This window comes from Paracoccus sp. NSM (genome assembly GCF_052379855.1).
Lineage (GTDB): Bacteria > Pseudomonadota > Alphaproteobacteria > Rhodobacterales > Rhodobacteraceae > Paracoccus.
This window is the reverse complement of record NZ_JBQTCG010000003.1, coordinates 414,950-440,088: the sequence shown is the minus strand read 5'-3', so window position 1 is coordinate 440,088 and position 25,139 is coordinate 414,950. Positions and strand designations below refer to the sequence as shown.

General features: G+C 68.4%; 23 protein-coding genes. 10 read left to right on the top strand and 13 right to left on the bottom strand.

Going from position 1 to position 25,139, the window contains the following annotated elements:
• Positions 1 to 17 precede the first annotated feature (17 nt).
• Genes mreC through ACTZWU_RS08180 form a run of 5 tightly spaced genes read left to right on the top strand, consistent with a single transcriptional unit; the run spans position 18 to position 5,452 of the window.
• Positions 18 to 935, top strand: coding sequence for a rod shape-determining protein MreC (gene mreC, locus ACTZWU_RS08200; RefSeq protein ID WP_444736860.1), 918 nt, complete (start codon positions 18 to 20; stop codon positions 933 to 935).
• Positions 932 to 1,444 (top strand): rod shape-determining protein MreD, encoded by a 513-nt coding sequence (locus ACTZWU_RS08195; RefSeq protein WP_444736859.1) that lies wholly within the window; start codon positions 932 to 934, stop codon positions 1,442 to 1,444. The genes mreC and ACTZWU_RS08195 overlap by 4 nt, the downstream gene beginning before the upstream one ends.
• A 13-nt stretch (positions 1,445 to 1,457) precedes the next feature.
• The gene (mrdA, locus tag ACTZWU_RS08190) at positions 1,458 to 3,407 is read left to right on the top strand and encodes a penicillin-binding protein 2 (protein WP_444736858.1); all 1,950 of its coding nucleotides are present in this window, start codon (positions 1,458 to 1,460) and stop codon (positions 3,405 to 3,407) included.
• A gap of 3 nt (positions 3,408 to 3,410) precedes the next feature.
• Positions 3,411 to 4,550 carry a rod shape-determining protein RodA gene (rodA, locus tag ACTZWU_RS08185; protein ID WP_444736857.1) on the top strand — a complete coding sequence of 380 codons (1,140 nt, stop codon included), beginning with the start codon at positions 3,411 to 3,413 and terminating at the stop codon, positions 4,548 to 4,550.
• Positions 4,550 to 5,452 carry a 2-hydroxyacid dehydrogenase gene (locus ACTZWU_RS08180; protein ID WP_444736856.1) on the top strand — a complete coding sequence of 301 codons (903 nt, stop codon included), beginning with the start codon at positions 4,550 to 4,552 and terminating at the stop codon, positions 5,450 to 5,452. The genes rodA and ACTZWU_RS08180 overlap by 1 nt, the downstream gene beginning before the upstream one ends.
• Before the next feature lie 23 nt (positions 5,453 to 5,475).
• On the opposite strand, the gene ACTZWU_RS08175 is transcribed toward ACTZWU_RS08180, so the two are convergent.
• The 4 genes from ACTZWU_RS08175 to folK all read right to left on the bottom strand — a co-directional run bounded on the left by ACTZWU_RS08175 (position 5,476) and on the right by folK (position 9,395).
• Positions 5,476 to 6,165, bottom strand: coding sequence for a DUF2062 domain-containing protein (locus ACTZWU_RS08175; RefSeq protein ID WP_444736855.1), 690 nt, complete (start codon positions 6,163 to 6,165; stop codon positions 5,476 to 5,478).
• 43 nt (positions 6,166 to 6,208) lie between these two features.
• Positions 6,209 to 8,323: a RelA/SpoT family protein gene (locus ACTZWU_RS08170; RefSeq protein WP_444736854.1), complete on the bottom strand. Its 2,115-nt coding sequence runs from the start codon at positions 8,321 to 8,323 to the stop codon at positions 6,209 to 6,211.
• 44 nt (positions 8,324 to 8,367) lie between these two features.
• Positions 8,368 to 8,724 (bottom strand): DNA-directed RNA polymerase subunit omega, encoded by a 357-nt coding sequence (gene rpoZ / locus ACTZWU_RS08165; RefSeq protein ID WP_444736853.1) that lies wholly within the window; start codon positions 8,722 to 8,724, stop codon positions 8,368 to 8,370.
• Between the two features lie 71 nt (positions 8,725 to 8,795).
• Positions 8,796 to 9,395 (bottom strand): 2-amino-4-hydroxy-6-hydroxymethyldihydropteridine diphosphokinase, encoded by a 600-nt coding sequence (folK, locus tag ACTZWU_RS08160; protein ID WP_444736852.1) that lies wholly within the window; start codon positions 9,393 to 9,395, stop codon positions 8,796 to 8,798.
• Positions 9,396 to 9,501: 106 nt separating this feature from the next.
• Between folK and ACTZWU_RS08155 the strand changes: the two genes are divergently transcribed.
• Positions 9,502 to 10,053 (top strand): LabA-like NYN domain-containing protein, encoded by a 552-nt coding sequence (locus ACTZWU_RS08155; RefSeq protein ID WP_444736851.1) that lies wholly within the window; start codon positions 9,502 to 9,504, stop codon positions 10,051 to 10,053.
• Between the two features lie 427 nt (positions 10,054 to 10,480).
• On the opposite strand, the gene rocF is transcribed toward ACTZWU_RS08155, so the two are convergent.
• From rocF to metG, 3 genes are all read right to left on the bottom strand, one after another.
• Positions 10,481 to 11,404 carry an arginase gene (gene rocF / locus ACTZWU_RS08150; protein ID WP_444736850.1) on the bottom strand — a complete coding sequence of 308 codons (924 nt, stop codon included), beginning with the start codon at positions 11,402 to 11,404 and terminating at the stop codon, positions 10,481 to 10,483.
• Positions 11,405 to 11,474: 70 nt separating this feature from the next.
• Entirely contained in the window at positions 11,475 to 13,562 is a 2,088-nt protein-coding gene (locus ACTZWU_RS08145; protein ID WP_444736849.1) for a TonB-dependent receptor domain-containing protein, read from the bottom strand.
• A gap of 240 nt (positions 13,563 to 13,802) precedes the next feature.
• A complete protein-coding gene (gene metG / locus ACTZWU_RS08140; protein WP_444736848.1) occupies positions 13,803 to 15,521 on the bottom strand; it encodes a methionine--tRNA ligase in 1,719 nt (572 codons plus the stop codon).
• 286 nt (positions 15,522 to 15,807) lie between these two features.
• On the opposite strand from metG, the gene ACTZWU_RS08135 reads away from it, so the two are divergent.
• Entirely contained in the window at positions 15,808 to 16,443 is a 636-nt protein-coding gene (locus ACTZWU_RS08135; RefSeq protein WP_444736847.1) for a hypothetical protein, read from the top strand.
• Here the strand turns inward: ACTZWU_RS08135 and ACTZWU_RS08130 are convergent, their stop codons facing one another.
• Positions 16,444 to 16,638, bottom strand: a complete 195-nt coding sequence (locus ACTZWU_RS08130; protein ID WP_444736846.1) for a hypothetical protein — start codon at positions 16,636 to 16,638, stop codon at positions 16,444 to 16,446.
• A 116-nt stretch (positions 16,639 to 16,754) separates the two neighbouring features.
• A complete protein-coding gene (locus ACTZWU_RS08125; RefSeq protein ID WP_444736845.1) occupies positions 16,755 to 17,405 on the bottom strand; it encodes a GcrA family cell cycle regulator in 651 nt (216 codons plus the stop codon).
• Positions 17,406 to 17,522: 117 nt separating this feature from the next.
• Here ACTZWU_RS08125 and ACTZWU_RS08120 point away from each other — a divergent pair, with 117 nt between their 5' ends.
• Positions 17,523 to 18,362: an ABC transporter permease gene (locus tag ACTZWU_RS08120; protein ID WP_444736844.1), complete on the top strand. Its 840-nt coding sequence runs from the start codon at positions 17,523 to 17,525 to the stop codon at positions 18,360 to 18,362.
• On the opposite strand, the gene ACTZWU_RS08115 is transcribed toward ACTZWU_RS08120, so the two are convergent.
• Positions 18,359 to 19,243, bottom strand: coding sequence for a DMT family transporter (locus tag ACTZWU_RS08115; protein ID WP_444736843.1), 885 nt, complete (start codon positions 19,241 to 19,243; stop codon positions 18,359 to 18,361). The two genes, ACTZWU_RS08120 and ACTZWU_RS08115, sit on opposite strands and share 4 nt — an antisense overlap.
• Positions 19,244 to 19,442: 199 nt before the next feature.
• Here ACTZWU_RS08115 and ACTZWU_RS08110 point away from each other — a divergent pair, with 199 nt between their 5' ends.
• Together ACTZWU_RS08110 and argF are read left to right on the top strand one after the other, a co-directional pair.
• A complete protein-coding gene (locus ACTZWU_RS08110) occupies positions 19,443 to 20,627 on the top strand; it encodes an aspartate aminotransferase family protein (RefSeq protein ID WP_444736842.1) in 1,185 nt (394 codons plus the stop codon).
• A gap of 167 nt (positions 20,628 to 20,794) precedes the next feature.
• Positions 20,795 to 21,721 carry an ornithine carbamoyltransferase gene (gene argF / locus ACTZWU_RS08105; protein ID WP_444736841.1) on the top strand — a complete coding sequence of 309 codons (927 nt, stop codon included), beginning with the start codon at positions 20,795 to 20,797 and terminating at the stop codon, positions 21,719 to 21,721.
• Here argF and ACTZWU_RS08100 read toward each other — a convergent pair.
• Genes ACTZWU_RS08100 through ACTZWU_RS08090 form a run of 3 tightly spaced genes read right to left on the bottom strand, consistent with a single transcriptional unit; the run spans position 21,718 to position 25,102 of the window.
• Complete coding sequence (locus tag ACTZWU_RS08100; protein ID WP_444736840.1) at positions 21,718 to 23,079, bottom strand: hypothetical protein; 1,362 nt, start codon at positions 23,077 to 23,079, stop codon at positions 21,718 to 21,720. The two genes, argF and ACTZWU_RS08100, sit on opposite strands and share 4 nt — an antisense overlap.
• Complete coding sequence (locus tag ACTZWU_RS08095) at positions 23,069 to 24,238, bottom strand: hypothetical protein (protein ID WP_444736839.1); 1,170 nt, start codon at positions 24,236 to 24,238, stop codon at positions 23,069 to 23,071. The genes ACTZWU_RS08100 and ACTZWU_RS08095 overlap by 11 nt, the downstream gene beginning before the upstream one ends.
• A 48-nt stretch (positions 24,239 to 24,286) precedes the next feature.
• Complete coding sequence (locus ACTZWU_RS08090) at positions 24,287 to 25,102, bottom strand: hypothetical protein (RefSeq protein WP_444736838.1); 816 nt, start codon at positions 25,100 to 25,102, stop codon at positions 24,287 to 24,289.
• Positions 25,103 to 25,139: the final 37 nt, after the last annotated feature.

The window sequence follows — 25,139 nt, the reverse complement described above, 5'->3', positions numbered from 1 at the left end:
CGTTCCGGGGCAGGGCCATGGCGCATAAGGGACCAGATTACGCAACCCCCGTCCGGCGCATCCTGATCGCCGTGCTGGCGCTTGTGCTTCTGGTCCTGTTCCTGTTCTGGCGCATCGACAGCCCGCGCGCCGAACAGATGCGGGTCGCCATGATCGACCGCATCGTGCCGCGCTTCGAATGGGCGCTGGTGCCGGTCACGCGCGTCAGCCAGATGATCGGCGGCTTTCAGAGCTATGCGCGACTTTACGAGCAGAACCAGGAACTGCGCCGCGAATTGCAGCGCATGTCCGCCTGGAAAGAGGCTGCCGTCCAGCTTGAGCAGGAGAATTCCAAGCTTCTGGCGCTGAACAATGTGCGCATCGACCCCTCGCTGACCGGGCTGACGGGGATGGTGCTGATGGATAGCGGCACGGCGTTCCGGCAATCCGTCCTGCTGAATGTGGGCGCACAGGATGGCGTGGTCGAGGGTTGGGCCACGATGGACGGGCTGGGGCTGGCGGGCCGGATCGCGGGGGTCGGGCGCTCGACCAGCCGGGTGGTGCTGCTGACCGACCCGTCCTCGCGCATTCCGGTGACGGTGCAGCCCAGTGGCGAACGCGCGCTGCTGACGGGCGACAACACGCCCTTGCCGCTGCTGGAATTCATCGAGAACCTGGACAATGTGCGTCCGGGCGACCGGGTCGTGACCTCGGGCGATGGCGGGGTGTTTCCCTCGGGCCTTCTGGTCGGTCAGGTGGCGCAGGGCAGCGACGGGCGGATGCGGCTGTTGATGGCCGCCGATTACGGGCGGTTGGAATTCCTGCGCGTCCTGCGAAGCCACCCGGCCGAGGCCGTGGCCGATGTCGACGCGATCATCCGAGGCGACCGCGCACCGATCGGCCCCGAAATGCCCGCCCCCGACCCCGAGCCGGCATCAGCGGATGCCGCGCCATGATGCAATTGCCGCGCCGCGACTTCGTGACCGGCAGCCTGTTGTTCCTGCTGGCGGTGCTGGTGCTGCTGTTCCTGCGGATGCTGCCCCTGTCGGCCGGGCCGGGCTGGCCGGGGCCGGACCTGCTGCTGGCGCTGTCACTGGTCTGGGTGCTGCGCCGCCCCGACCAGCTTGCCGCGCCGGTCATCGTGCTGGCCGTCCTGATCGAGGACGTGCTGCTGATGCGCCCGCTCGGCCTGTGGCCGATGATCGTGCTTCTGGGCACCGAGGCCGCACGAATACGAGAGCACCGTTGGCGCGACCAGGGTTTTCTGGTTGAGTGGTTGCGCGCGGCTGCGCTGATCGCGGCGATGATCCTGGGATACCGGCTGGTGCAGATCCTGTTCATGCTGCCGGTGCCCGCCCTGGGTCAGGCGATGCTGCAGGTCGTGGCGACGATCGCCGCCTATCCGCTGGTGGTGCTGGCCGCGCGCTGGTTGCTGGGGCTGCGCCGCCCCGGCCGCCCCGATTGAGACGAGGCCGCCGATGAAGAAATCCCCGCGCGAGATCCAGGACAGCAGCCGCACCATCACCCGGCGCGGGCTGATGCTGGGCGGAATCCAGATCGCCACGGCAGGGGCCTTGGCGATGCAGATGCGATCCATGCAGCTGGACCACGCCGAGGAATTCCGGATGCTGGCCGACGGCAACTCGATCAAGATCCGGCTTCTGCCGCCCGCGCGCGGCCTGATCCTCGACCGCAACGGCATCGTGATCGCCGGGAACGAACAGAATTACCGCGTCACCCTGACCCGCGAGGAGGCGGGCGGCGATGTCGAGCCGATCCTGAGACGGCTTGCGCAGATCATCCCGCTCAGCGATGCAAGGATCGAGGAGCTTCTGGAAGAATTTTCCCGCCGCAGCGCGATCACGCCCATCGTGCTGGCCGACCGCCTGTCATGGGAGGAATTCAGCGCCATCGCCGTGAACGCGCCGTCTCTGCCCGGCGTCACGCCGGAATCGGCCCTGTCGCGCGCCTATCCGCGCCGGGGCGATTTCGCGCATGTGATGGGCTATGTCGGTCCGGTCAGCGATTACGACCTGTCGCGGATCGAACAGCCCGACCCGGTGCTGCGCCTGCCCGATTTCCAGTTGGGCAAGATCGGCGTCGAAGGCCGCCTTGAGGAGGTCCTTCGCGGCAAGGCCGGCGCCCGCCGGGTCGAGGTGAACAGCACTGGCCGAGAGATGCGCGAACTTTCGCGCCAAGAGGGTGAACAGGGCGCAACCCTGCAACTGACCGTGGATGCCGCGCTTCAGAACTATGCCGCGCAGCGCATGGGCGAGGAAAGCGCCGCCGCCGTGGTCATGGATTGCGAGACGGGCGAACTGGCCGCGATCTGTTCGTCGCCCAGTTTCGACCCGAACCTGTTCGTGCGCGGGATTTCCAGCCGCGATTACCGGGCATTGATGGATCACGACCACCGCCCGCTGGCCGACAAGACGGTGCAGGGCGTCTATCCGCCGGGCTCGACCTTCAAGATGGTCACGCTGATGGCGGGGCTTGAGGCAGGCGTGATCAATGCCGGCACGCGCTTCTTCTGCCCCGGCCATACCGAGCTGGGCGGGCGTCGCTTTCACTGCTGGCGCCGGGGCGGGCATGGCTCGGTCGATGCGGTCCAGGGCCTCGAGGAAAGCTGCGACGTCTATTATTACGAACTGGCGCAGCGCGTGGGGATCGACCGCATCGCGGAAATGGCGCGGAAGATGGGGCTGGGCGTGCGCCACGACCTGCCCATGTCTGCGGTGGCCGAGGGGATCGCCCCCGACCGCGAATGGAAGATGCGTCGCCACGGCCAGCCCTGGCAGATCGGCGACAGCCTCAACGCCTCGATCGGGCAGGGCTATGTGCTGTCCTCGCCGCTGCAACTGGCGGTGATGACGGCCCGCATCGCCAGCGGCCGTGCTGTCGAACCGCGCCTCATTCGCGCCATCGACGGCGTCCGCCAGCCCGTCCCCGAATGGCCCCCGCTGGAGGGCGTCAGCGCCAACACACTGCGCGTCACGCGGCTGGGCATGGATGCGGTCATGTATGGCAGCCGCGGCACCGCGCGGGCCAGCCGGATCACCCGCGACGAATGGCGCATGGCGGGCAAGACCGGCACCAGTCAGGTCCGCAACATCACCGCCGCCGAACGCGCGCGGGGCGTCATCTCGAACGAACAGCTGCCCTGGAACCGCCGCGACCATGCGCTGTTCGTGGCCTATGCCCCGTTCGAGGCGCCCAAATACGCCATCTCGCTGGTGGTGGAACATGGCGGCGGCGGCTCGACCGCGGCGGCGCCTCTGGCGCGCGACATCCTGCTGTTCGCGCTGAATGGCGGGCTGCCGCCCCTGGACGCCGTGCCCTCTGACCAGCGCGCCGCGATGGAGGCCCGCCATCAGGCCATGGACCTCTTCATCCCCGAGCCTCCCCGCAACGCCCGCACGAGGGTCTGAGCCATGGCCTATCTCGATTACAAGGTCGCCCAGATCCCGACCGGCTGGCGCAAGATCCTGCATATCAGCTGGCCGCTGGTCCTGTTGGTCACGGCGGTCTGCTGCATCGGCTTCGTGATGCTCTATTCCGTCGCAGGGGGGCGTGTGGACCTCTGGGCCGAGCAACAGATGTATCGCTTCGCGGTGGGCATGGTCCTGATGATCGGGCTGGCCTTCGTGCCGATGTGGTTCTGGCGGGGCATCTCGGTGGCGGCCTATGTGGTCTGCTTCCTGATGCTGGTCGCCGTGGACCTGTTCGGCGTGATCGGCATGGGCGCACGGCGCTGGATCGACCTTGGCCCGATCCGCATCCAGCCGTCCGAGCTGATGAAGATCGCGCTCGTCCTGCTGCTGGCGGCCTATTACGACTGGCTGGACATCCGCCGCGTCTCAAGGCCCCTCTGGGTGATCATCCCGGCGATGCTGATCCTTGCGCCGACCGGGCTGGTGCTGATCCAGCCAGATCTGGGCACCTCGATCATGCTGGTCGCGGGGGGCGCGATCGTGATGTTCGCGGCGGGCGTGTCGCTGTGGTACTTCGCCATCATCGCGGGGGCAGGGGTGGGGCTGGTGACGGCGGTCCTGAAAAGTCGCGGCACCGAATGGCAACTGCTCAAGGACTACCAGTTCCGCCGGATCGACACCTTCCTCGATCCCTATGCCGATCCACTGGGCGCGGGCTACAACATCATCCAGAGCCAGATCGCCTTCGGCTCGGGGGGGTGGTCGGGGCGAGGCTTCATGCAGGGCTCGCAATCGCGGCTGAACTTTCTGCCCGAGAAGCATACCGATTTCATCTTCACCGTGCTGGCCGAGGAATTCGGCTTTGTCGGCGCGATCTCGCTTCTGACGCTCTACATGCTGATCCTGGGCTTCTGCCTCTATTCGGCGCTGTCGAACCGAGACCGCTTCGCCAGCCTGATCACGATCGGCATTTCGGGGACCTTCTTCCTGTATTTCGCCATCAACATGGCCACGGTGATGGGGCTTCTGCCCGCCAAGGGCTCGCCCCTGCCGCTGGTCAGCTACGGAGGAACCTCGCTGATGATCCTGATGCTCGGCTTCGGACTGGTCCAGTCCGCCCATGTCCACAGGCCGCGATGATGCGCGTCCGTTTCTCTGCCCGTCCGCAGGCCTGGGATGAATGGGCGCCCGCCCTGCGCGCGGCCTGCCCCGAGATGGTGCTGGAACGCGGCGGAGACCCCGCGGCCTTCGACGCGATCATCTACGCGCCCGGCGGCGACATCGAGGACTTCGCCCCCTACCGGAACACCCGACTGGTCCAGAGCCTCTGGGCCGGGGTCGAACGCATCGTGACGAACCAGACCCTGACGCAGCCGCTTGCGCGGATGGTCGATCCGGGCCTTGCGGCGGGCATGGCGGAATACTGCACCGGCTGGACGATGCGCGCGCATCTGGGCATGGACCGCTACGCCCAGGACGGCATCTGGCGCAATGGCCAGATCCCCCCGCTGGCAGCCGAACGGCCCGTGACGATCCTCGGCATGGGCGAACTGGGCCGCGCCACGGCCCGCCATCTGCGCGCGATCGGCTTCCCCGTCACCGGCTTCAGCCGCAGCGGCCACCCGGTCGAGGGCGTGGCCGTCACCTCCGACCTGCCCACGGCGCTCGCGCAGGCGCAGATCCTGATCGCGCTTCTGCCCGACACGCCCGACACGCGCAACCTGATGGACGCGGCCAGCCTTGGCCTGCTGCCCAAAGGCGCTTGGCTCATCAATCCCGGGCGCGGCACGCTGATCGACGATCACGCGCTCCTCGACGCGCTGGATGCGGGGCACCTGGCCCATGCCGTGCTGGACGTCTTCCGGACCGAGCCGCTGCCCCCCGATCACCCCTTCTGGCATCATGCCGGCGTGACCGTCACCCCCCATATCGCGGCCGAAACAAGGCCCGAAACTGCAGCCCCGGTTGTCGCGGCCAATCTGCGCGCCGCTATGTCAGGCGGACCGATTTCCTGCCTCGTGGACCGTAGCCGAGGATACTGAGGCCCCCGCCCCTTTGCCTTGGTTCAAGTATCCCGGGGGGAATCCCCGGAACGGGGATGGGGGGCAGAGCCCCCCTCTGGCGCGGCCGCACGCGCCGCCGCCAGTTCGGCCGCCCGCGCGATACGGTCCGCCATCTTTTTCTCGCGCCGCCGTTGATAGGCACGAAAGACCGGCACGGTCAGGTAATGCGTCGCTACCGACACCGCCAGACCAAGGATCACCCCGCCCACCCAATAGGGCAGGAAGATCTGTTCGTTGAATTCCCACAACCGGTTCCAATGGGCGGTCTCGGGGCCAAAGATCGACTTGATATTGTGCCACAATTCACCGCTGGCATGGGTGAATTCGCGAAAGATCAGATGGGCCGAGGGCTCGCCCGGCAGGCCCAGGATGCGCCGCCCCAGCCCCACCGCCGCCAGCGCGATAAAGGGAAACGTGACCGGATTGCCGACAAAGGTGGCCAGAAGCGCGGCCAGCACATTGCCCCGGATGATCCAGGCCAGGGCCGCCGCTGACAGGAAGTGAAACCCGAAAAGCGGCGTGAAGGACACAAAGACCCCCGCCGCGACGCCGCGCGCGATGCGGTGCGGCTGGTCGGGCAGACGGCGCAGGCGGTGCAGCACATAAGTCCCGGCCCGGCGCCAGCCGCCGCGCGGATAGACGAACTCGCTGGCAATCTGGCCATAACTCCGAGGCTTCTTGCGCTTGAACACGGACCACCCGTTTCTTGGGACGGACGGCCCGTCGGGGCCGCCTTCAGGGTTTCAGCGCCGGGTCGCGGATCCGCGCCACTTGCGCCACGTCGCTGTCCGCTTCCAGCGCGGTCAGCAGCTTGTGCAGATGTTCGTGATCGCGCAGCTCGACCTCGACCTCGATGCGGTAGAAGTCGGGCTTGCGATCGATGAACTCGAGGTTCGAGATATTCGCCCCCTGCCCGCCGATCAAGCTGCAGATGCGCCCAAGAACCCCGGCATCGTGCCGGATGGTCAGGCTCAGCACCGTGGAATAGGCCGCCGGATGGCGCCCCTCGCGCCATTGCAGATCGACCCAACGCTGCGGATTATCCTCGAATTCGGCCAGGACGGGGCAGTCGATGGCGTGGATCACCACGCCTGCACCGCGATAGGTGATGCCGACGATTCGTTCGCCCGGCAGCGGGTTGCAGCATGGCGCGCGCTTGAAGTTCGCATCCGCCTCCAGCCCCGCGATGGGGCGGCGCGAATCGATCTCGTCATCGTGATCGGCCAGTTCCGGGTAGAGCAGCTCCAGCACTTCCTTGGCCGAGTTCTCGGCGCTGCCGATCCGGGCCAGCAGATCCTCGGCCGAGGGCAGGCCCATCTGCCGCGCCGCCGTCCGCAGCGCCTTGTCGGTGACCTTGCGGCCCACATGCTCGAAGCTGACGCGCACCAGTTCGCGCCCCAGCCGCATGAAGCGGTCGCGGTCCTCCTCGCGCAGGGACCGCCGGATCGCGGCCTTGGCGCGGCCCGTGACCACGATGTCCAGCCAGGTCGATTGCGGCCGCTGCCCCGAGGCCGAGATGATGTCCACCGACTGGCCGTTCTTCAGCCGCGTCCACAGCGGCACGCGGATGCCGTCCACCTTGGCGCCGACGCAGGAATTGCCCAGCCGCGTATGGATCGCATAGGCGAAATCGACCGGGGTCGCGCCCTTGGGCAATTGCAGCACGTCGCCCTTGGGCGTGAAGCAGAAGACCTGATCCTGATACATCTCGAGCTTCACATGCTCGAGGAATTCGTTGTGATCCTCGCTGTCGAAGCGGTCGGTCAGTTGCGCGATCCAGGCGGCGGGGTCCACGGCAAAGGGGTTCCGCGCCCGGACCCCGTCGCGATAGGACCAATGCGCGGCAACCCCGGCCTCGGCCACCTCATGCATCTGGCGGGTGCGGATCTGCACCTCGACCCGCTTGCCGTCGCGGCCCGACACGGTCGTGTGGATCGAGCGGTAGCCGTTCGACTTGGGCTGGCTGATGTAATCCTTGAACCGCCCCGGCACGGCGCGCCAGCGATGGTGGATCACCCCAAGTGCGCGGTAGCAGTCCATCTCGGATGCGGTGATGATGCGGAAACCGTAGATGTCGGACAGGCGCGAGAAGGCAAGCTGCTTTTCCTGCATCTTGCGCCAGACGCTGAAGGGCTTTTTCGCGCGCCCGAAAACGGTCGCGTCGATCCCCTCGCGTTCCAGTTCGACCCGGATATCGGCGGTGATCTGGCCGATGATGTCGCCGCTGTCGCGCTGCATGCCGACGAAGCGGCGGATGATGGAATTGCGCGCCTCGGGGTTGATGACCTTGAAGGCCAGGTCCTCAAGCTCTTCGCGCATCCATTGCATGCCCATCCGCCCCGCAAGGGGGGCGTAGATGTCCATCGTCTCGCGCGCCTTCTTGACCTGCTTTTCAGGACGCATCGACCGGATCGTGCGCATGTTGTGCAGCCGGTCGGCCAGCTTGACCAGGATCACGCGCAGGTCGCGCGACATGGCCATGAACAGCTTGCGGAAATTCTCGGCCTGCTTGGACTGGGCGCTGGACAATTCCAGATTGGTCAGCTTGGTGACGCCATCGACCAGATCGGCGATCTCCTCGCCGAACATCGCCGCGACCTCGGTCTTGGTCGAGCGCGTGTCCTCGATCGTGTCATGCAACAGGGCGGTGATGATCGTGGCATCGTCCAGCCGCATCTCGGTCAGGATGGCGGCGACGGCAATGGGATGAGTGAAATAGGGCTCGCCCGAGTGACGGAACTGCCCTTCGTGCATCCGCATGCCGTATTCATAGGCATCACGGATCAGGGCGGCATTGCTGCGCGGATTGTAGTTCCGCACCAACGCCAGAAGGTCTTCGACGTCGATCATCTTGCTGCCGAAGACCTCTGCTTGCTGTGGTTGTCCCGGTGCCGTCAGCCGCGCTGGTTGGCTTCCAGCATCATGCGAAGCATGCGCTCTTCGGACTCCTCGTCGGCGGGACGGGGGCGATCCACCTCGGCGCCCAGAAGCAGCGCCATCGCGTCTTCCTCGGGCTCGTCCACCTCGATCTGGGTCTGGGTGGATTCGATCATCCGCTCGCGCAGATCATCGACGGGCTGGGTTTCCTCGGCGATCTCGCGAAGCGCGACGACGGGGTTCTTGTCGTTGTCGCGGTCCACGGTGGCAGGGCTGCCCGCCGCGATCTCGCGCGAGCGATGCGCGGCCAGCATCACCAGATCAAACCGGTTGGGAACCTTGTCGACGCAGTCTTCAACCGTAACGCGGGCCATGAATCACCTGTGCAGTTGCGAATCGGATATTCCGGGCGAAACCGGACTAGTGGTCAGCAACGGGGGGAATGTCAAGCAAAAGCCCCCAAATCGCCCGGATCAAGGGGACGCATCCCGGCCAGCCCCTCGGGGCCGAGCGCCGCCAGCATCTGCGACACGCTGGACCCGGTCAGCGGGTGGCGCCAGTCGGGCGCGATCTCGGCCAGGGGGCCGAGGACGAAGCCGCGATCCTGCATCCGGGGATGGGGCAGGATCAGCCTGTCCGGCGCGGTGCGGCCCTGATCCTCGGGGGCAAGGCCGATCCAGTGGCGCAAAGTCGCCTCGTCAGGCAGGACCAGCCCGTCCAGCGCGATCAGGTCCAGATCCAGCACCCGCGCCGACCACCGCCCGGTCGAACGGTCGCGCCCGGCCACGGCCTCGATCGCGTGCAGCCGCGCCAGCAGCGCCTCGGCCGTCAGGCTGGTGCGGATCAGCGCCGCCGCATTGGCGAAATCGGGGCCGGACCCCGGCGGATAGGCGGGCGTCCGCCAGAAGCGGCTGAGCGCCGTGATTGAAATATCGGGTTCGGCATGCAGAATGCCTACGGTCTCGTGCAGCGTAACCACCGGGCCCTGCGCCGACGAGGGGAGGTTCGCGCCCAGGGCGACTATACCAGAAGACAGGTTAACCATTCTCTCCTTCCCGTCCTACAAACCGTGGCCGGGGCATTCGGTCGGGTCCCTCACCCCGACCGCCCCAGGGCTGCCCAACAGCAAGGCTTATTGAAGGCAACACCGCATGTTCTACAAGGATGACCGCCTGGCGATCTTCATAGATGGCGCAAACCTCTATGCAGCGTCCAAGGCTCTTGGCTTTGATATTGATTACAAGCTCTTGAGACAAGAGTTCGACCGCCGTGGCAAGCTGATGCGCGCCTATTACTACACCGCGCTGGTCGATGGCGAGGATTATTCCCCGATCCGCCCGCTTGTCGACTGGCTGCATTACAACGGCTATTGCGTCGTTACCAAGCCCGCGCGCGAATACACGGACGCGCTTGGCCGCCGTAAGGTCAAGGGCAACATGGATATCGAACTGGCCGTGGCCGCCATGGAGCTGGCACCGCGGCTGGATCATGCGGTGCTGTTCTCGGGCGACGGCGATTTCCGGCCGCTGGTCGAGGCGCTGCAGCGGCAGGGGGTGCGGGTCTCGGTCTGCTCGACCATCCGCAGCCAGCCGCCGATGATCGCGGACGACCTGCGCCGTCAGGCCGACAACTTCATCGAGCTGGACGCGCTGCGCGAGATCATCGGCCGCCCTCCGCGCGAGCCCGCCCCGCAAGAGGGCTGAGACAAGACCGCCGCCCCCGGCAACAGGGGCGGCGGATCATGGTGCGGACGGCGGGAATCGAACCCGCACTTCCTTGCGGAAAACAGATTTTCGTACCACTTCGGCTTTCGCCGCCGGGCGCGGATGCGGCCCGTTCGTGGTCTGGACTATCCCTTCGCCATGGCCCGAAGGCTTTAGGCGCCGCCCGTCTAGTCTCTACACCTTCCCCGTTTCCGGGGCTTGGCTCGGGATCGGCACGGGCGCCAAGGCCCAGAGCTTTCCCCGAATTTGAGCGGTTCTGCACCGGGGGTTTCCCCGACCGGGCACTCCAATCGTCAAAGTCTGCTGCGTCTACCGGTTTCGCCACGTCCGCATCGCCTGCCTCATGCCACAGACAAGCGCACGATGCGACAGGAAATTGGCGATCCGGCGCAAGGGCTTGGCGGTCTTAGCCGAAGCTGCGTGTCGGGCGGTCAAAGACCTTGCGGCCCATCAGGCTGCCCACCAGATCGACCATCAGCTTGGCCGTGCGGCCTCTTTCGTCCAGAAACGGGTTCAGCTCGACGAGATCCAGCGAGGTGACAAGCCCGGATTCATGCAGCAATTCCATGACCAGATGCGCCTCGCGGAAGGTCGCGCCGCCGGGCACCGTGGTCCCCACCGCTGGCGCGATCGAAGGGTCCAGGAAGTCCACGTCAAGGCTGACATGCAGCAGCCCGTCCGCCGCCCGCACCCGATCAAGGAAGGCCCGCAGCGGCGCGGTGATGCCCTGTTCGTCCAGGACGCGCATGTCGTTCACGGTGATCTCGGTCGGCTGCATCGCGGCCAGCTCGGCCGGGTCCACGCTGCGGATGCCGAACATGCAGATGTTCTCGCCCGGTATGGGCGCGGGAAAGGGCGGAAAGGGCGCAAAGCCCGGCAGCCCGCTGGCATAGGCCATGGGCGTGCCGTGCAGATTGCCCGATGTGGTCGTCTCGACCGTGTGGAAATCGCTATGCGCGTCCAGCCAGATCACGAAAAGCGGCCTGTCGGCGCGCGCGGCGTGCCGGGCGACCCCGGTCAGGGTTCCCATGGCCAGCGCGTGATCGCCGCCCATGATGATCGGCATGGCCGAGGCCATCGCGTCCTCGGTCGCGCGGGCCAGCGCCTCGGTCCAGGCGATCATTTCGGGCAGGTGATGGACGGCGGGATTGGCGCAGGTCTGGACGCCCACGGGGCCGGGGACGACATCGCCGCGATCCTCGACCTGATGGCCAAGCGCGGACAGGGTTCCGGCAAGGCCCGCCACGCGATAGGCGGCAGGCCCCATGAGGCAGCCGGGGCGGCGCTGGCCTTCATCGACGGGGGCGCCGATCAGGATGCAATGGGTCATCCGGGTCTCCTTTTTGGTTGGCCCGGATGAAAGCGGCCCGGCGGCGGAATGTCCACCGCCGGGGATGGGGTCAGAACTCGGTCGTCAGGCCAAGCCACAGGCGACGGCCTTCGCCGACCGTGTTGTTGGTGGCCATGTCGATGTCGCGGTCCAGCAGGTTATAAACCGCCGCATTGACCGTCGCGCGATCCGACAGGCGGTAATTCGCGCCCAGATCCACCGTCAGGTAGGACCCGTATTCATAGGCGATGACATCCCCGGCCTCGTTGGTGGCATAGGGTCGGCCATTGGTGCCGATCCGCGCGCCCGCCGCGACCTCGCGGCCGTGGTAATTGGCGGCGCCCCACAGGTCCAGCCCGGTGACGGGCGTCTGCCAATCCACCGTGACGCTGGCCGAATGACGCGGCGTCCGCGCCAGAGGCAAGCCCGCAAAGGCGCCGCTGCGCTGTTCGGAATCCACCAGGCTGTACGAGGCCCGGACCGTCACATCCGACGAAGCGTCCCAGTCGGCGGTCAGTTCCACGCCCTGAAGCCGCGCCTCGCCCACGTTGAACCATTCCCACCGGTTATAGCCCTGACCGCCCACGGTGATGCGTTCACCGGTATTGGTGCTTTCGATCTTGTTCTCGAAATCGGTGCGGAAGGCCGTGGCGCCCAGGCTGAAGCCCTGACCCTCATACAGGGCGGCCAGTTCGAAGTTGGTGCTGGTCTCGGGGTCGAGGTCGGGATTCGAGACGATCACCCCCGCGCCGCGCTGCGTGGTGTAGAAATAGCCCGGCACGATCGACCGCACGTCGGGCGCCCGGAACCCGGTCGATACGCCGCCCTTCAGCACCAGATCCGGCGTGGCGTTCCACACGCCGTAAAGGCGCGGCGTGACATGGGAGCCGAATTCCTGGTGGCGGTTCAGGCGCGCGCCCAGGGTCAGGGCGAAGGCGTCGTTGGGCTTCCATTCGTCCTCGGCAAAGATCGCCCATTGCGAGGTGGCAAAGCGATAGGTCACGCCGTCGCCAAGGCCGGGGTTCTGGTCGCGCACCTCGGCCCGGTCGTGCTGCGCGCCAAGGCTCAGCATGTGGCGGCCCTGCCATTCCAGCGGCGTGGTCAGCTTGGCATCGGTGACGGTGTTCGTGACCTTGGGCGCGCGTGTGGCGGGCGACAGACCCACGGCGCCATTGCCCGACGAGGTCACGCGCTGCCCCGTCTCGCGCTGGACCGAAGCCTCAAGCCGCGTCTCGCCCATCCGTCCCGCATAGCTCAGCCGGGCATGGTCGCGCTTGTTTTCCTGCAGGCTGTCATTCTGGCGGGTGCCCCGAAAATCGGTCTCGGGGATGGTGCGGCCGACGCGGCCCAGATCCTCGATCCGGCTGCGCCCGCCCTGCAGGCTGATCTCGTGATCCGTGGCGGGGGTCCAGGTCAGCCGCGCGGACAGGTCGTTCATGTCACGCTCGCGCAGGCCGTCGATCACGCGGGCCTCGCCGCGGTCCAGCTTGCGGCCCCAGACCTGCAGACCCAGCATGTCGGCGATGACCGGGCCGTTGGCATAGAAGGACAGCTGACGGCTCGAACCGTCCTCGTCGCGCTCGGGGATCGTGGTCTCGGCCGTGACCGAGCCGCCCCACCGATCCGCGACGGGCCTGGTGATGATGTTGACCACACCGCCCATCGCGTCCGAGCCGTAAAGCGATGACATCGGCCCGCGCACGATCTCGATCCGCTCGATGGCGGCGGCGGGGGGGATGAAGCTCTGCTCGATCCCCGCGCTGCCATTCGTGCGGCTTTCGCGGGTGGATTGGCGTTTCCCGTCCACCAGGATCAGCGTGTATTGCCCGCCAAGGCCGCGGATGGTGATGTCCTGCTCGTTCGCGGTGCCGGTCGTGGCGACGCCCTGCACGCCGCGCAGCGCGTCGGTCAGGCTGGTGATGTTCCGGCGCTGCAACTCGTCGCCCGATATTACGGTGATGCTGGCGGGGGCGTCCGCGACGTTCTGTTCGAAGCCCGAAGCGGTGATGACGATCTCGTCCAGCAGGAAGGGCTGGCCCTCCTGCGCGGCGGCCAGCGCGGGCGTCAGCGCGACCGTCGCGGCAAGCGTCGTGCGGGTGAGAATGCGGCAAGAGGCCTGGCGCCGGGACGGCGCGGCCAGGGCATGGGCGAAGGGCATGCGATAGGCTCCGGATTATGGGATTTGCATGCCTGGGGCAGGGGCCGAGGGAACAGACCGCATACCTGGGTAATACGCTCGGGATTAAGCCTGCGTTTTAGGGGGAACAACCTGCGCGGCCGAAGCCCGTGGCGGGCTGTTGCGCAAAGGTCACATTCTTGTGCCCAGGCCCAGGGGGGTGCGGGGGGCAGGATGCCCCCCGCCCTGTCGCGGGACGCAAGCGGCGCAAGGCCGCAATCCTCAGCGGCGCACGCCCTTGAAGCGCTCGGCCCAGGTTTCGCGATCCTCGTCGCTGATCTTGGCGAACAGCAGGTCGGGCACGGTGAAGGCATGGCCGGGGCGCAGCGCGGACAGGGCGTCCTGCATGTCGCCGGGCCATTCGGCGCCGGTTGCGCCCATCGCCTCGAGCAGCCGGGCCGAGGCAAAGGGGATGAAGGGCGCCGACAGAACCGCGTAAAGCCGGATCAGGTTCAGCCCCATGCGGACCTGCATCGCGGCCTTGTCGGGATCGGTCTTGAACACCGTCCAGGGCGCAGCCGATTGCAGGTATTCATTGCCCAGAACCCAGATCGCGCGCAGTTCGGATGCGGCCTTGCGGACCTCCATCGCCTGCATGTTGGCGTCATAGGCGGCCAGCCGCGCGGTCAGGGCCGCGATCAGCGCCGCCTCGTCGGCGCCGTAGGCGGGGCCCTCGGGGACGGTTTCGCCGAATTTGGACCGGCAGAACTTGGTGATGCGGCTGACGAAATTGCCCAGAACGTCGGCCAGGTCCTTGTTCACCGATTGCTGGAAATTCTCCCAGGTGAACTCGCTGTCGCCCGACTCGGGGGCGTGGGACAGCAGCCACCAGCGCCAGTAATCCGCCGGCAGGATCTCCAGCGCGTGGTCCATGAAGACGCCGCGGCCCTGCGAGGTGCTGAACTGCCCGCCGTCATAGGTCAGGTAGTTGAACGACTTGATGTAATCGACCATCTTCCACGGCTCGCCCGATCCGATCAGCGTGGCGGGGAAGCTAAGCGTATGGAAAGGCACGTTATCCTTGCCCATGAACTGGGTGTAGGTCACGTCCTCGGCGCCTTCGTCCAGGCGCCACCAGCGGCGCCAGGCGGCGTCATCGGCGCCGGTCGCGTCGGCCCATTCGGCGGTCGCGCCGATATATTCGATGGGGGCGTCGAACCAGACATAGAAGACCTTGCCCTCCATCCCCGGCCATTCGGCATCGCCGCGCTTGACGGGCACGCCCCAGTCCAGATCGCGGGTGATGCCGCGATCCTGCAAGCCGTCGCCGTCGTTCAGCCATTTCTTCGCGATCGAGGTCGTCAGGATCGGCCAGTCGGTCTTGGCGTCGATCCAGGCGGCGATCTCGCCCTTGAGGGCGGATTGGCGCAGATAGAGGTGCTTGGTCTCGCGCACTTCCAGATCGGTCGAGCCCGAAATCGCGCTGCGCGGGTCGATCAGGTCGGTCGGGTCAAGCTGCTTGGTGCAGTTCTCGCACTGGTCGCCGCGGGCCTTGTCATAGCCGCAATTGGGGCAGGTGCCCTCGATGTATCGGTCGGGCAGAAAGCGGTTGTCGGCGTGGGAAAAGACCTGTTTCTCAACCACTTCGCGGATATAGCCCTGATCGGCCAGACGGCCCGCGAAATGCTGGGTCAGGGCGCGGTTGCGGTCGCTGGAAGAGCGTCCGTAATGGTCGAAGGACAGGCCGAAGCCGGCGGCCAGCTGGGCCTGTTCGGCATGCATCCGGGCGCAGTAATCGGCCACGGCTTCGCCGGTCTTGGCGGCGGCCAGTTCGGCGGGCGTGCCGTGTTCGTCGGTGGCGCAGATGAACATGACCTCGTGGCCGCGCGCGCGCAGGTAGCGGGCATAGAGATCCGCCGGAAGCTGGGAGCCGACGAGGTTCCCCAGATGCTTGATGCCGTTGATATAGGGCAGGGCAGAGGTGATCAGGTGGCGGGCCATGGCATGCGTCCTTTGGGGGTCGCGCTTCTCTAGCCCTGTTGCGCGGTGATGAAAAGTGCGGCGCGCGTTGCAGGGGCTGTGCACGCAACGCCCCGGCGCGCGGCGGCGCACGAAAGCCCATGTTTTGCCGGGAAAACCGGCCTCACCTTGCGTCCACTGGGCGTGCACGGGATGTGCACCGGACGTACACCGCTTGCGCGCGTTGCGTGATGTTTCTGCGACGAGGGGCTTGAGGGTTGCGCGGCGCCGGTGCAGCGTGGCGCCGCGACCAGAGGAAAGCCCCGCCATGACACGACCCACGCTGCCCGCCGCGACCCTGATCCTGGGCCTGCTGGTGCCGTTGGCCTGGCTGTCGCTGGGCCTTGCGAGCGGGCAGGATCAGGACGAGCTTTACGGCGAAAGCGGCCCGGTCGAGATGTTCTCGGCCCTATATCTGCTGCTGGCCGGGGTGGCGCTGATGATCCTGCCGGACCGGGCAGCGCGCTGGCATCAGGTGCTGCTGCTGGTCGCGGCCGCCCTGCGAGAGATGGACTGGGACAAGAGCTTCACCGAAAACGGCATCCTGTCGCTGCGCCATTATTCCGGCGCGGCGCCGCTGGTCGAAAAGATCCTTGGCGCGGTCGTCGTGCTGGCCGTGCTGGCGGCCGGGCTGCGGCTGCTCCGGCGCGATCTGGTCCCGTGGCTGGGTGGATTGCGGCGAGGATCGGGCATCGCCTGGCTGTGGCTGGGCGCGATCGTGATGCTGGTTCTGGCCAAGGCGGGCGACGGTCTGGACCGCAAGCTGGCCGGGTTCGGGATCAGCTTGCCCGAGGGCGCGATGGTTCTGATCGCGCGGGGCGAGGAAGTGCTGGAACTGGTCGCATCCGTCCTGATCCTGACCGCCATTGCCGTTCTGGTCGCCCCGGCGCCGCCGCCGCGCTGATCAGCAATCGCTGTCTTTGTCGATCATGCCGGGCTTGTCGCGGTTCTCGCAGGGGGCCGCATCGGGGCGGTTGCCGCCGGGAATCGCGGGACTGGCATCACCTGCGGCGTGATCGGGGGCCTTTGGGTGGCGTTCGGTCCGGGCCGAGGCGCGCACCTGCTGGGTGGGGGTCAGACGGGATTTGTCGGTGGTCATCGCTTGGTCCTCCTGTCCGTGGTCAACCGGCGGGGCGGGGCGATGTTCCAGGCCTGCGGGAAGCGCAAAGGCCGCCCTTGCGGGGCGGCCTTGTTGCATCCGGATAGTGGTGCGGATCAGCGGCGGCGGTCGCGGCGGCTGCTCATCGGCTGGAAGGCGACGCCGACATGGGCCTCGCAATAAGGTTTGCCGGGCTGGCTGGGCAGGCCGCAGAACCAGAACTTGTCGGTGGCCGGATCGCCGATCGGCCATTTGCAGGTGCGTTCGGTCAGTTCCATCAGGGTCAGCTTGCGGGCGCGTTTCTCGACCTCGCGGACCGAGGCGAGGGCCTCGGGGCTGATCTCGTTGGCCGAAGGTTGCGGCGGCAGGGGCTGGCCCGCCGGCACGATGGGACGGCGCGGCACCGGGGTGAAAGGTGCGGGTTCGGCGGCGCGGGGCTCGGGCTTGGGCTCGGGGCGCGGCTCGGCGCGGGCCTCGACCTTGGGCTCGGGGCGCGGCTCGGGCTTGGGTTCGGGGCGCGGTTCGGCGCGAGGCGCCGCAGCTTCGGCGCGCGCGGGCGATTCGGCGCGGGCGGCGGGCTGCTTCTGCGGCTCGGGCGCGGGTTCGGGCTGGGGGTCGTCATTGCGGTTCGACAGGCCCAGGCGATGGACCTTGCCGATCACCGCGTTGCGGGTGACGCCGCCCAGTTCCTTGGCGATGGCGCTTGCCGACTGCCCCTCGGACCACATGCGCTTGAGCGTCTCGACACGTTCATCCGTCCAGGACATGGCTGCCTTTCCGGGCGGGTCTTGCCTGCCGCCCCATCTTGAAACCTGCGATTGGTCCCGCCAGAAACGGGATGCCGAGATTTAGCCGCCGACGCGCAGAAATTCAAGGACCGCCAGATGACAGCCCCAAGCACCGAGAAAAGCCCCCGCGCCCTGCCCCCCGCCGCGCGCGAGATGGGGGTGCGCCGCTTCGGGCGCATGAACTGGCTGGGGCTGTGGACCCTGGCCCGGCGCGAGGTCATGCGCTTCATGGCGGTCTGGCAGCAGACGGTCTTTGCGCCCCTGATGACGGCGGGGCTGTTCGTGCTGGTCTTTGCGCTGGCTTTGGGCGGCGAGCGGCAGGTGATGGGCCTGCCCTATCTGGTCTTTCTGGGGCCGGGCATCCTGATGATGACGGTGATCCAGAACGCCTTTGCCAACAGTTCCAGTTCCATCGTGGCGGCCAAGGTGCAGGGCAATATCGTGGACACGCTGATGCCGCCCCTGTCGGCGGGCGAGTTGCTGGCGGGCTATCTGGCGGGCTCGGTCGTGCGGGCGGGGCTGGTCGCGGCGGTGATCGGCACGGGGATGGTGGCGGTGACGGGGCGGGGCATCGCGCATCCGCTCTGGGCGCTGGCGTTCGTCGTGATGGCGGCCTTGCTGATGGGGGCCCTGGGGATTCTGGCCGGGATCATGGCGCAGAAATTCGACCAGATGGCCGCGATCAGCAACTTCATCGTCACGCCGCTGAGCTTTCTGTCGGGCACCTTCTATTCGGTGCAGGCCCTGCCCGAGCCGTTCAACACGATCTCGCACTGGAACCCGATCTTCTATCTGATCGACGGGGCGCGTTACGGCGTGACCGGGGTCAGCGATTCGCCCCCCTTGCGTGGGCTGATCGTCTGCGCTGCGGTGCTGGCGGTGGTGCTGTATCTGGCCTGGCGCTGGCTGAAGACGGGCTATCGGATGAAGCCCTAGCGGCGGCGCTGCCGGTCGCGCCAGACCAGCAGGCCCGCCCCCGCGACAAGCATGGCCGCGCCGATCAGGCTGACCCCGTCGGGCAGGACGCCAAAGACCCAGAGGTCGAACCCCGCCGCCCAGACCAGCGTCAGATAGAAGAACGGCGCGACGAAGCTGGCATCCGCCCGCCGCATCGCCGCAAGGTTCAGCGCCTGCCCGCCCGCCATGATCAGCCCAAGCGCCGCCAGCGCGGCCCATTGCGCGGGGTTGGGCGCGGCCCAGATCGTCAGCGCCGCCACCGTCGCGATCACCGCGCCCATGCCGTTGTTCACAATGAGGATCTGCAAACGCCCCTCGCGCGCGGTGAGGCGCTTGATGAAGATCGCCTCGAGCCCCATCGCGGCGGCGGCGCCAAGGGCCAGGAACGCGGCGGGCTGGATCGCGCCGGTCGGGCGCAGCAGGATCGCGGCGCCGATCAGGGCGATCACGGCGGCGCCCCAGCGGACGGGGCCGACGCGTTCGCCCAGCAGGGGGATGGCCAGCATCATGGTGAAGACCGGCGACAGGAAGCTGATCGCGGTCGCATCGGGCAGGGGCATCTGTGCGACGGCGGCGAACATCAGCGTGATCCCGCCCCAGCCGCAGAGCGTGCGCGCCAGATGCGTTCCCCAGGCGGGCCGCGTCAGGACCGGCCGCATCACCGCCAAGGCCAGCGCGATCCCGGCCAGCGCAAAGCCGAACCGCCCGAAGCTGACCATCAGCGGCGGCAGCGCGGGGCCAAGCGCGCCCGTCCCGATCGCCTTGGCGATCAGCGAGGTCGCGGCAAAAAGTGCGGTCGCGGCCACCATCAGGGCGGCGGTCACGCGGCGGTCGGGCTGATGTTCACCGGATGTTTCCATGCGCGCAGACTTGGCCGCGCCGCCCGGCAGGGTCAACCGCCCGGCAGAGGCAATTACCGCTTGCGTGTCGCGCCCGTCACGCGCATCTTCGCAGCCATGAACAAGCGACGCGCCCGTATCATCCGACGCTGATGCGACCCCTCGACGGTCCGCATCCCCGCTTGCCTGCCCCTTTCCCATCGCTGCAAAGGCCCTGCCCATGACCACGCCCGCGATTCCGCATGTCCTGCCGACCTATAACCGCGCCAACCTGGCCTTTGAACGAGGCGAGGGCGCATGGGCGATCACCGCCGACGGCACGCGCTATCTGGATCTGGGCGCGGGGATCGCGGTGAACGCGCTTGGCCATGCCCATCCGGCGCTGGTCCGGGCGCTGACCGAACAGGCGGGGCGGATCTGGCATGTCTCGAACCTCTACCAGATCCCCGAGCAAGAGCGTCTGGCCGACCTGCTGGTCGAACACACCTTTGCCGACACGGTCTTTTTCACCAATTCCGGGACCGAGGCCGCGGAACTGGCCATCAAGATGGTCCGCAAATACTGGGACCACGCGGGCGATCCCGACCGGACCGAGATCCTGACCTTCGAGGGTGCCTTTCACGGCCGCTCGACCGGCGCCATCGCAGCGGCGGGATCGGAAAAGATGACCAAGGGCTTCGGCCCGCTGATGCCGGGCTTCCGCACGCTGCCCTTCGGCGATCACGACGCCCCGCGCGCCGCCGCCAGCAACCGCACCGCCGCGATCATGGTCGAGCCGGTGCAGGGCGAGGGCGGCATCCGCGTGCTGCCCGATGCCTGCCTCAAGGGCCTGCGCGAGATCTGCGACGCGACCGGCGCGCTGCTGGTCCTTGACGAGGTTCAATGCGGCATGGGCCGGACGGGGCGGCTTTTTGCGCATGAACATGCGGGCATCGCCCCCGACATCATGATGGTCGCCAAGGGCATCGGCGGGGGCTTCCCGCTTGGCGCGGTGCTGGCCACGGCGGATGCGGCTGCGGGTATGACCGCCGGCACGCATGGCTCGACCTATGGCGGCAACCCGCTGGCCTGCGCGGTGGGCGAGGCGGTCATGCGGATCGTCGCAGACCCCGCCTTTCTGGCCGAGGTGAACCGCAAGGCCGCGCTCTTCCGCCAGAAACTCGAAGGCCTGGTCGCGGCCCATCCCGAAACCTTTGAATCCGTGCGCGGCCAGGGCCTGATGCTGGGCCTCAAATGCCGGACCGCCCCTGCCGATCTCGTGCGCGCGGCCTATGACCAGCACCTGCTGACCGTGCCCGCCGCCGATAACACGCTGCGCCTCCTGCCGCCCCTCAACATCGAGGACGCAGAGATCGCCGAGGCCGTCGAACGCCTCGACCGCGCCGCCGCCAGCCTCGCCGCCTGAAGACGGGGGCGCCGCCCGCGCCCCCTGCCTCTTTCTTCTTCAGAAAAATATCCCGGGGAGTCGCGCGTCAGCGCGACGGGGCAGAGCCCCCCTTTTCCCGACCTTCCGCCCCTTGACCCCGGCCTCCGGGCAGGGCTTGCTGTCACAAAACGCTGAAAGCCGGAACGATGACGCATTTTCTCGATATCCACACCACCGACCGCGCTGCCCTGCGCGCCATCATCGACAATGCCCGCGCGATGAAGACCGCCCGTCAGGGCCGCCCGCGCGGCATGCCCGATGACGAACAGCCGCTGGCAGGCCGGATGGTGGCGCTGATCTTCGAGAAACCCTCGACCCGCACCCGCGTCAGCTTCGATGTGGGCGTGCGGCAGATGGGGGGCCAGACGATGGTGCTGTCGGGTTCGGAAATGCAGCTGGGTCACGGCGAGACGATCGCGGACACCGCCCGCGTCCTGTCGCGCTATGTCGATCTGATCATGATCCGCACCTTCGAAGAGGCCACGCTGCACGAGATGGCCGAATATGCCAGCGTGCCGGTGATCAACGGGCTGACGAACCGCACCCATCCCTGCCAGATCATGGCCGATGTGATGACCTTCGAGGAACATCGCGGCGACATCGCGGGCCGCAAGGTCGTCTGGTCGGGCGACGGCAACAACGTCTTTGCCAGCTTCGCCCATGCGGCGGGGCAGTTCGGCTTCGACCTGACCTTCACCGGCCCGCGCCCTCTGGACCCCGAACAGGAATGGCTGGACTACGCCGCAGCCCAGGGCCGTCCCGTCACCATCGAGCGCGATCCCGAACGCGCGGTGATCGGCGCCGATCTGGTCGTGACCGATACCTGGGTCAGCATGCACGACCCGCAATCGGCCAAGGAGCGCCGCCACAACCAGCTGCGCGGCTACCAGATCAACGAGGCACTGATGGCGCGCGCCAAGCCCGATGCGCTGTTCATGCATTGCCTTCCCGCCCATCGCGAGGACGAGGTGACCAGCGCGGTCATGGACGGGCCGAACTCGGTCATCTGGGACGAGGCCGAAAACCGCCTGCACGCGCAGAAGGCGATCATGCGGCATTGCCTGGGCGTCTAGGCCGCCCCGGCGCCGTGTGCCTGGGACCAGAACGGCGTCAGCACCCCGGTGTCGTCAGCGTCTCGCAGGCGTTCGCATGCGGCATGGAACAGGGCCTGCCGCCCTGACAGCGTGTCCGAGACCTGCCTGATGCGCGACTGGAACGGGTCGGCGCGGGGGCGGAAGTCGCGGGCGGCCTCGGCCTCGATGGCGGCGATGGCGGTTTCGGCCTCGGCGCCAAGGCCCCCCGCGCCGCCGCTGCGCGCGCGCAGGAAGCCTGACAGCCAGCCGGGCAGGGCGTCATAGCCCACGATATCGGTCTGGGGCGCGGGGACGCACCATTTGCGCGCGAAGTCCAGCACGAAGCGGCTGCGCCGGTCCAGCCAAGCCTCCAGCGCGCCGGGGGCGACGGGGCGGAACCGCGCCTCGATCACGCGATAGGCGCGGGCCAGCAGCGCCGGATCGTGGCGGAAATAGATCTGCGTCAGCGGCACGTCATGGGCCTTGAGGATGTCGCCGTGGCGGCCCAGTTCCTCGAGCGCCCACCACGAGGTCAGGATCATCAGCGGGTCGCGCAGCATGATCAGCCGGTGGATGCCGGGGCCGGGCGCATAGGTCGGGTCGGTCAGGTCGAAATCATGCGATTTGACCATCCTCAGGCCGGGGTGTCCCGCGCCCTGTTCCTGCGGCAGCGGCGTCAGGCGGCAGGGAAAGGCGCGGCAGCAGCCGGGCTCTTGGTACCATTCGCAAAAGCGGAAGCCCGGCCCAAAGACCCGCGACAGCCGCGATTCAAGGAAATGCAGCCCCGAGCGCGGCAGCGACTTGGTTTCCAAGAGCAGCGGCATGTCGCGCCCGGCCTGCCAGCCGGGCAGGGCCTCGGCCAGCCGCGCCAGATGAGGGGCGGATGCGGCATGGCGCCCGGTGGGCGGGTGGGGCAAGCGGGCGCGGGCGCGGCCAAGGGCCTCGGCGGCGAGGCGGTCTGCATCGGGGGGCGTCGCGCCATCCGCCAGCAGCGCGGCGGCGCGGCGGGCAAGAACGCCTGCGCCGCCCTCGTCACGCGCCAGCAGGGCGGCCTCGGCCAGGGCATCCAGCGCGCCCGAACTCAGCGCCGCCGCCGCCCGGTCGCGCGGGCAGCCCCAGCCGATGGCCAGTGTCAGCAGGCGGCGGGCCTTGTCCTGCGCCCCGTGCCGCGCCTGCGCCACCGCCAGAGCCAGTGCCAGATGCGCGCGGTCGGGTGCGTCTTGCAGCAGCGCGGTCAGCATGTCCGGGCGCTGATCCTGCAGCGTCGCCTCTGGCAGGCGCCATTCGGCAAGGCTGGGCCAGTCGCCGCGCGCCAGAGCCGCCCGGATCAGGTCGAACTGCCCCGGATCAGCGGTCATGCCTTGCCTCCGTCGCCGGAGGGGTCACAGCCGGATCAAGGACCAGTAGGCCGCGCAGCAGGTCGATCTGCCCCTCGGCGCGCAAGAGCTGGTCGCGCATCGCGGCCACGCGCATCGCGGCATCGTCGCGCGCGGTGTCGCGTTCGGACTGGGCCTTGGCCAGAGCCTCGCGCAGCCGGGTCAGTTCGGCCTGCGCCTGAGCTTGGGCCTCGTCGCGCGCGGTGTCGCGTTCGGACTGGGCTTTGGCCAGGGCCTCGCGCAGCCGGGTCAGTTCGGCCTGCGCCTGAGCTTGGGCCTCGTCGCGCGCGGTGTCGCGTTCGGACTGGGCCTTGGCCAGAGCCTCGCGCAGCCGGGTCAGTTCGGCTTGGGCCTGAGCTTGGGCCTGCGCCTGCGCCTCGGCCTGAGGGGCGGAGGCGGGTCGTTGGGCCAGTGTGGCGCGGGCCGCAGCCAGCGCCTGCCGCAAGCGATGGATGGCCGGTTTCGTGGCCAGCAGCCAGGGGCGGTCGGGGTCGTCCTGCGGGCCTTCGGACGGGATCAGGGTGAAGCCCCCGGCGGTCAGCATCTGCGCCAGGTCCGACAGGGGGGCCGCGCCCTCGTGCAGGGGCTCGCGGCCCTCGCGCAGCAGCAGCGCGTCCAGCCGTGCCAGCGCGCCGGTCTGCGCCAGCCGCCGCAGCAGCGCCAGCGCCCGGCCCGGCGCTTCGAGGCACAGCACCACCGCGCGGCCTTCGGGGCCTGCGGCCTCGTCGATTGCGTCGGGCAAGGGATCGGGCAGGGGCAGGCTGGCGATATCGCGCGCCGTCACCGGGTCGCGCCCCAGAAGGCGCAGGCCGGGAAACAGGCGCAGCAGCGCGGGCGCGGGGGCGCCAAGCCCGTCCAGCGGCGCGAAGCTGGTGCGGTGCAGCACCTGCGGGCCTGCTGCGGCGGCCATCACGGCCTGTTCCAGCAGCACCAGCCCTGCGGGGGCGGGGCGGCCGGACAGCGCCGCCACGGCCTGCGGGTCGGCCAGAACAAGGCGCAGGCTGTCATCGGGGCCAAGCCGGTCCAGCAGCCCCGCCTCGCCCATGCCGCCCGAGACGACGACATGGGTGATGTCCAGCGCCTGCGCGCCCCTGTCACGGGTCAGGTGTGCGCGAAGATGGTCAAGAGCGTGGTTCGGCATGGCCCGGCTTTCTGGCGAGATCGTCATGGGGGATCGGTGGGGGCGCGATCAGGGGCGAAGGCGGCGACGCAGCCAGCGCAGGGGCGCCGTCACGCGATAGGAGTTCGAGCGGTAGAAGCGGTCAAGCTCGGCGCGGGTCGCGTCGCGGTCGCGGATGGCCTGATCGGCGCGGGCGCGGGCGCGGGCGACGGTGGCGCGGCTGTCCTCGGCGCTGGTCTCGGCCTTGTCGATCCGCGCGGCGATGGCGATGTTCTGGCGGGCCATGGCCTCCAGCTCCTCGCGCCCCGAGGCGCAGCGGGCTTCCAGCAGGGCGATGGTCGCGGCGTCGCGGCGTCGCGCGGCGGCTCTGTCGGCGGCGTGGTCGCGGGCGGTTTCGAGATCCAGCGGATCGGTCAGGGGCGCGGGCTGAAGGGCGCTGCGCTCGGCCATCAGCGCCTGTTCAAGCGCGCCAAGCGCCGGGTCGCGGTCGATCAGGTGGCGCGCCAGCAGGATCAGCAGCGCATCGGGCAGCGCGGGGGCGGGCAGGGGCAGGGGTTGCGCGGCCAGCCCCAGCATCGCGGTCAGCGCCTGCGGATGGGCCAGCGCCTCTTGCGCGATCAGCAGATGCGTGTTCGCGCGGTCGGCCCGGCGCGCGGCCAGCGCGGCCTCGGCGGTTGCTGCCAGGGCGGGCAGGGCGGCCTGCACCGGCATCTGGGCCAGCGACGCGGCCAGCGTCAGGACCGGCTGGCCGATGAGGACAAGGCGCCGCCCCTGCGGCAGGGCGGATTGAGACAGCGCGAGGCGCAGCGTCTCGGTCGCGGGGCTGTCATCGGCGCAAAGCACGGCTGCCGGGGGGGTGGGTGTGGCGGGGATGGGCGATGGCACGGGCGCGGCAACCTTTGCTGGCGCGGCCAGAGGCGCG

Bases quoted from the DNA above. Each gene is read 5' to 3' on its own strand.
- rpoZ (WP_444736853.1), bottom strand. From the start codon at position 8,724: ATGGCCCGCGTTACGGTTGAAGACTGCGTCGACAAGGTTCCCAACCGG.
- ACTZWU_RS08170 (WP_444736854.1), bottom strand. From the start codon at position 8,323: ATGATCGACGTCGAAGACCTTCTGGCGTTGGTGCGGAACTACAATCCG.
- ACTZWU_RS08095 (WP_444736839.1), bottom strand. From the start codon at position 24,238: ATGCCGAACCACGCTCTTGACCATCTTCGCGCACACCTGACCCGTGAC.
- ACTZWU_RS08125 (WP_444736845.1), bottom strand. From the start codon at position 17,405: ATGTCCTGGACGGATGAACGTGTCGAGACGCTCAAGCGCATGTGGTCC.
- ACTZWU_RS08195 (WP_444736859.1), top strand. From the start codon at position 932: ATGATGCAATTGCCGCGCCGCGACTTCGTGACCGGCAGCCTGTTGTTC.
- ACTZWU_RS08180 (WP_444736856.1), top strand. From the start codon at position 4,550: ATGCGCGTCCGTTTCTCTGCCCGTCCGCAGGCCTGGGATGAATGGGCG.
- rodA (WP_444736857.1), top strand. From the start codon at position 3,411: ATGGCCTATCTCGATTACAAGGTCGCCCAGATCCCGACCGGCTGGCGC.
- ACTZWU_RS08110 (WP_444736842.1), top strand. From the start codon at position 19,443: ATGACCACGCCCGCGATTCCGCATGTCCTGCCGACCTATAACCGCGCC.
- ACTZWU_RS08155 (WP_444736851.1), top strand. From the start codon at position 9,502: ATGTTCTACAAGGATGACCGCCTGGCGATCTTCATAGATGGCGCAAAC.
- mrdA (WP_444736858.1), top strand. From the start codon at position 1,458: ATGAAGAAATCCCCGCGCGAGATCCAGGACAGCAGCCGCACCATCACC.
- metG (WP_444736848.1), bottom strand. From the start codon at position 15,521: ATGGCCCGCCACCTGATCACCTCTGCCCTGCCCTATATCAACGGCATC.
- argF (WP_444736841.1), top strand. From the start codon at position 20,795: ATGACGCATTTTCTCGATATCCACACCACCGACCGCGCTGCCCTGCGC.
- ACTZWU_RS08120 (WP_444736844.1), top strand. From the start codon at position 17,523: ATGACAGCCCCAAGCACCGAGAAAAGCCCCCGCGCCCTGCCCCCCGCC.
- ACTZWU_RS08145 (WP_444736849.1), bottom strand. From the start codon at position 13,562: ATGCCCTTCGCCCATGCCCTGGCCGCGCCGTCCCGGCGCCAGGCCTCT.
- folK (WP_444736852.1), bottom strand. From the start codon at position 9,395: ATGGTTAACCTGTCTTCTGGTATAGTCGCCCTGGGCGCGAACCTCCCC.
- ACTZWU_RS08115 (WP_444736843.1), bottom strand. From the start codon at position 19,243: ATGGAAACATCCGGTGAACATCAGCCCGACCGCCGCGTGACCGCCGCC.
- mreC (WP_444736860.1), top strand. From the start codon at position 18: ATGGCGCATAAGGGACCAGATTACGCAACCCCCGTCCGGCGCATCCTG.
- ACTZWU_RS08100 (WP_444736840.1), bottom strand. From the start codon at position 23,079: ATGACCGCTGATCCGGGGCAGTTCGACCTGATCCGGGCGGCTCTGGCG.
- rocF (WP_444736850.1), bottom strand. From the start codon at position 11,404: ATGACCCATTGCATCCTGATCGGCGCCCCCGTCGATGAAGGCCAGCGC.
- ACTZWU_RS08135 (WP_444736847.1), top strand. From the start codon at position 15,808: ATGACACGACCCACGCTGCCCGCCGCGACCCTGATCCTGGGCCTGCTG.
- ACTZWU_RS08130 (WP_444736846.1), bottom strand. From the start codon at position 16,638: ATGACCACCGACAAATCCCGTCTGACCCCCACCCAGCAGGTGCGCGCC.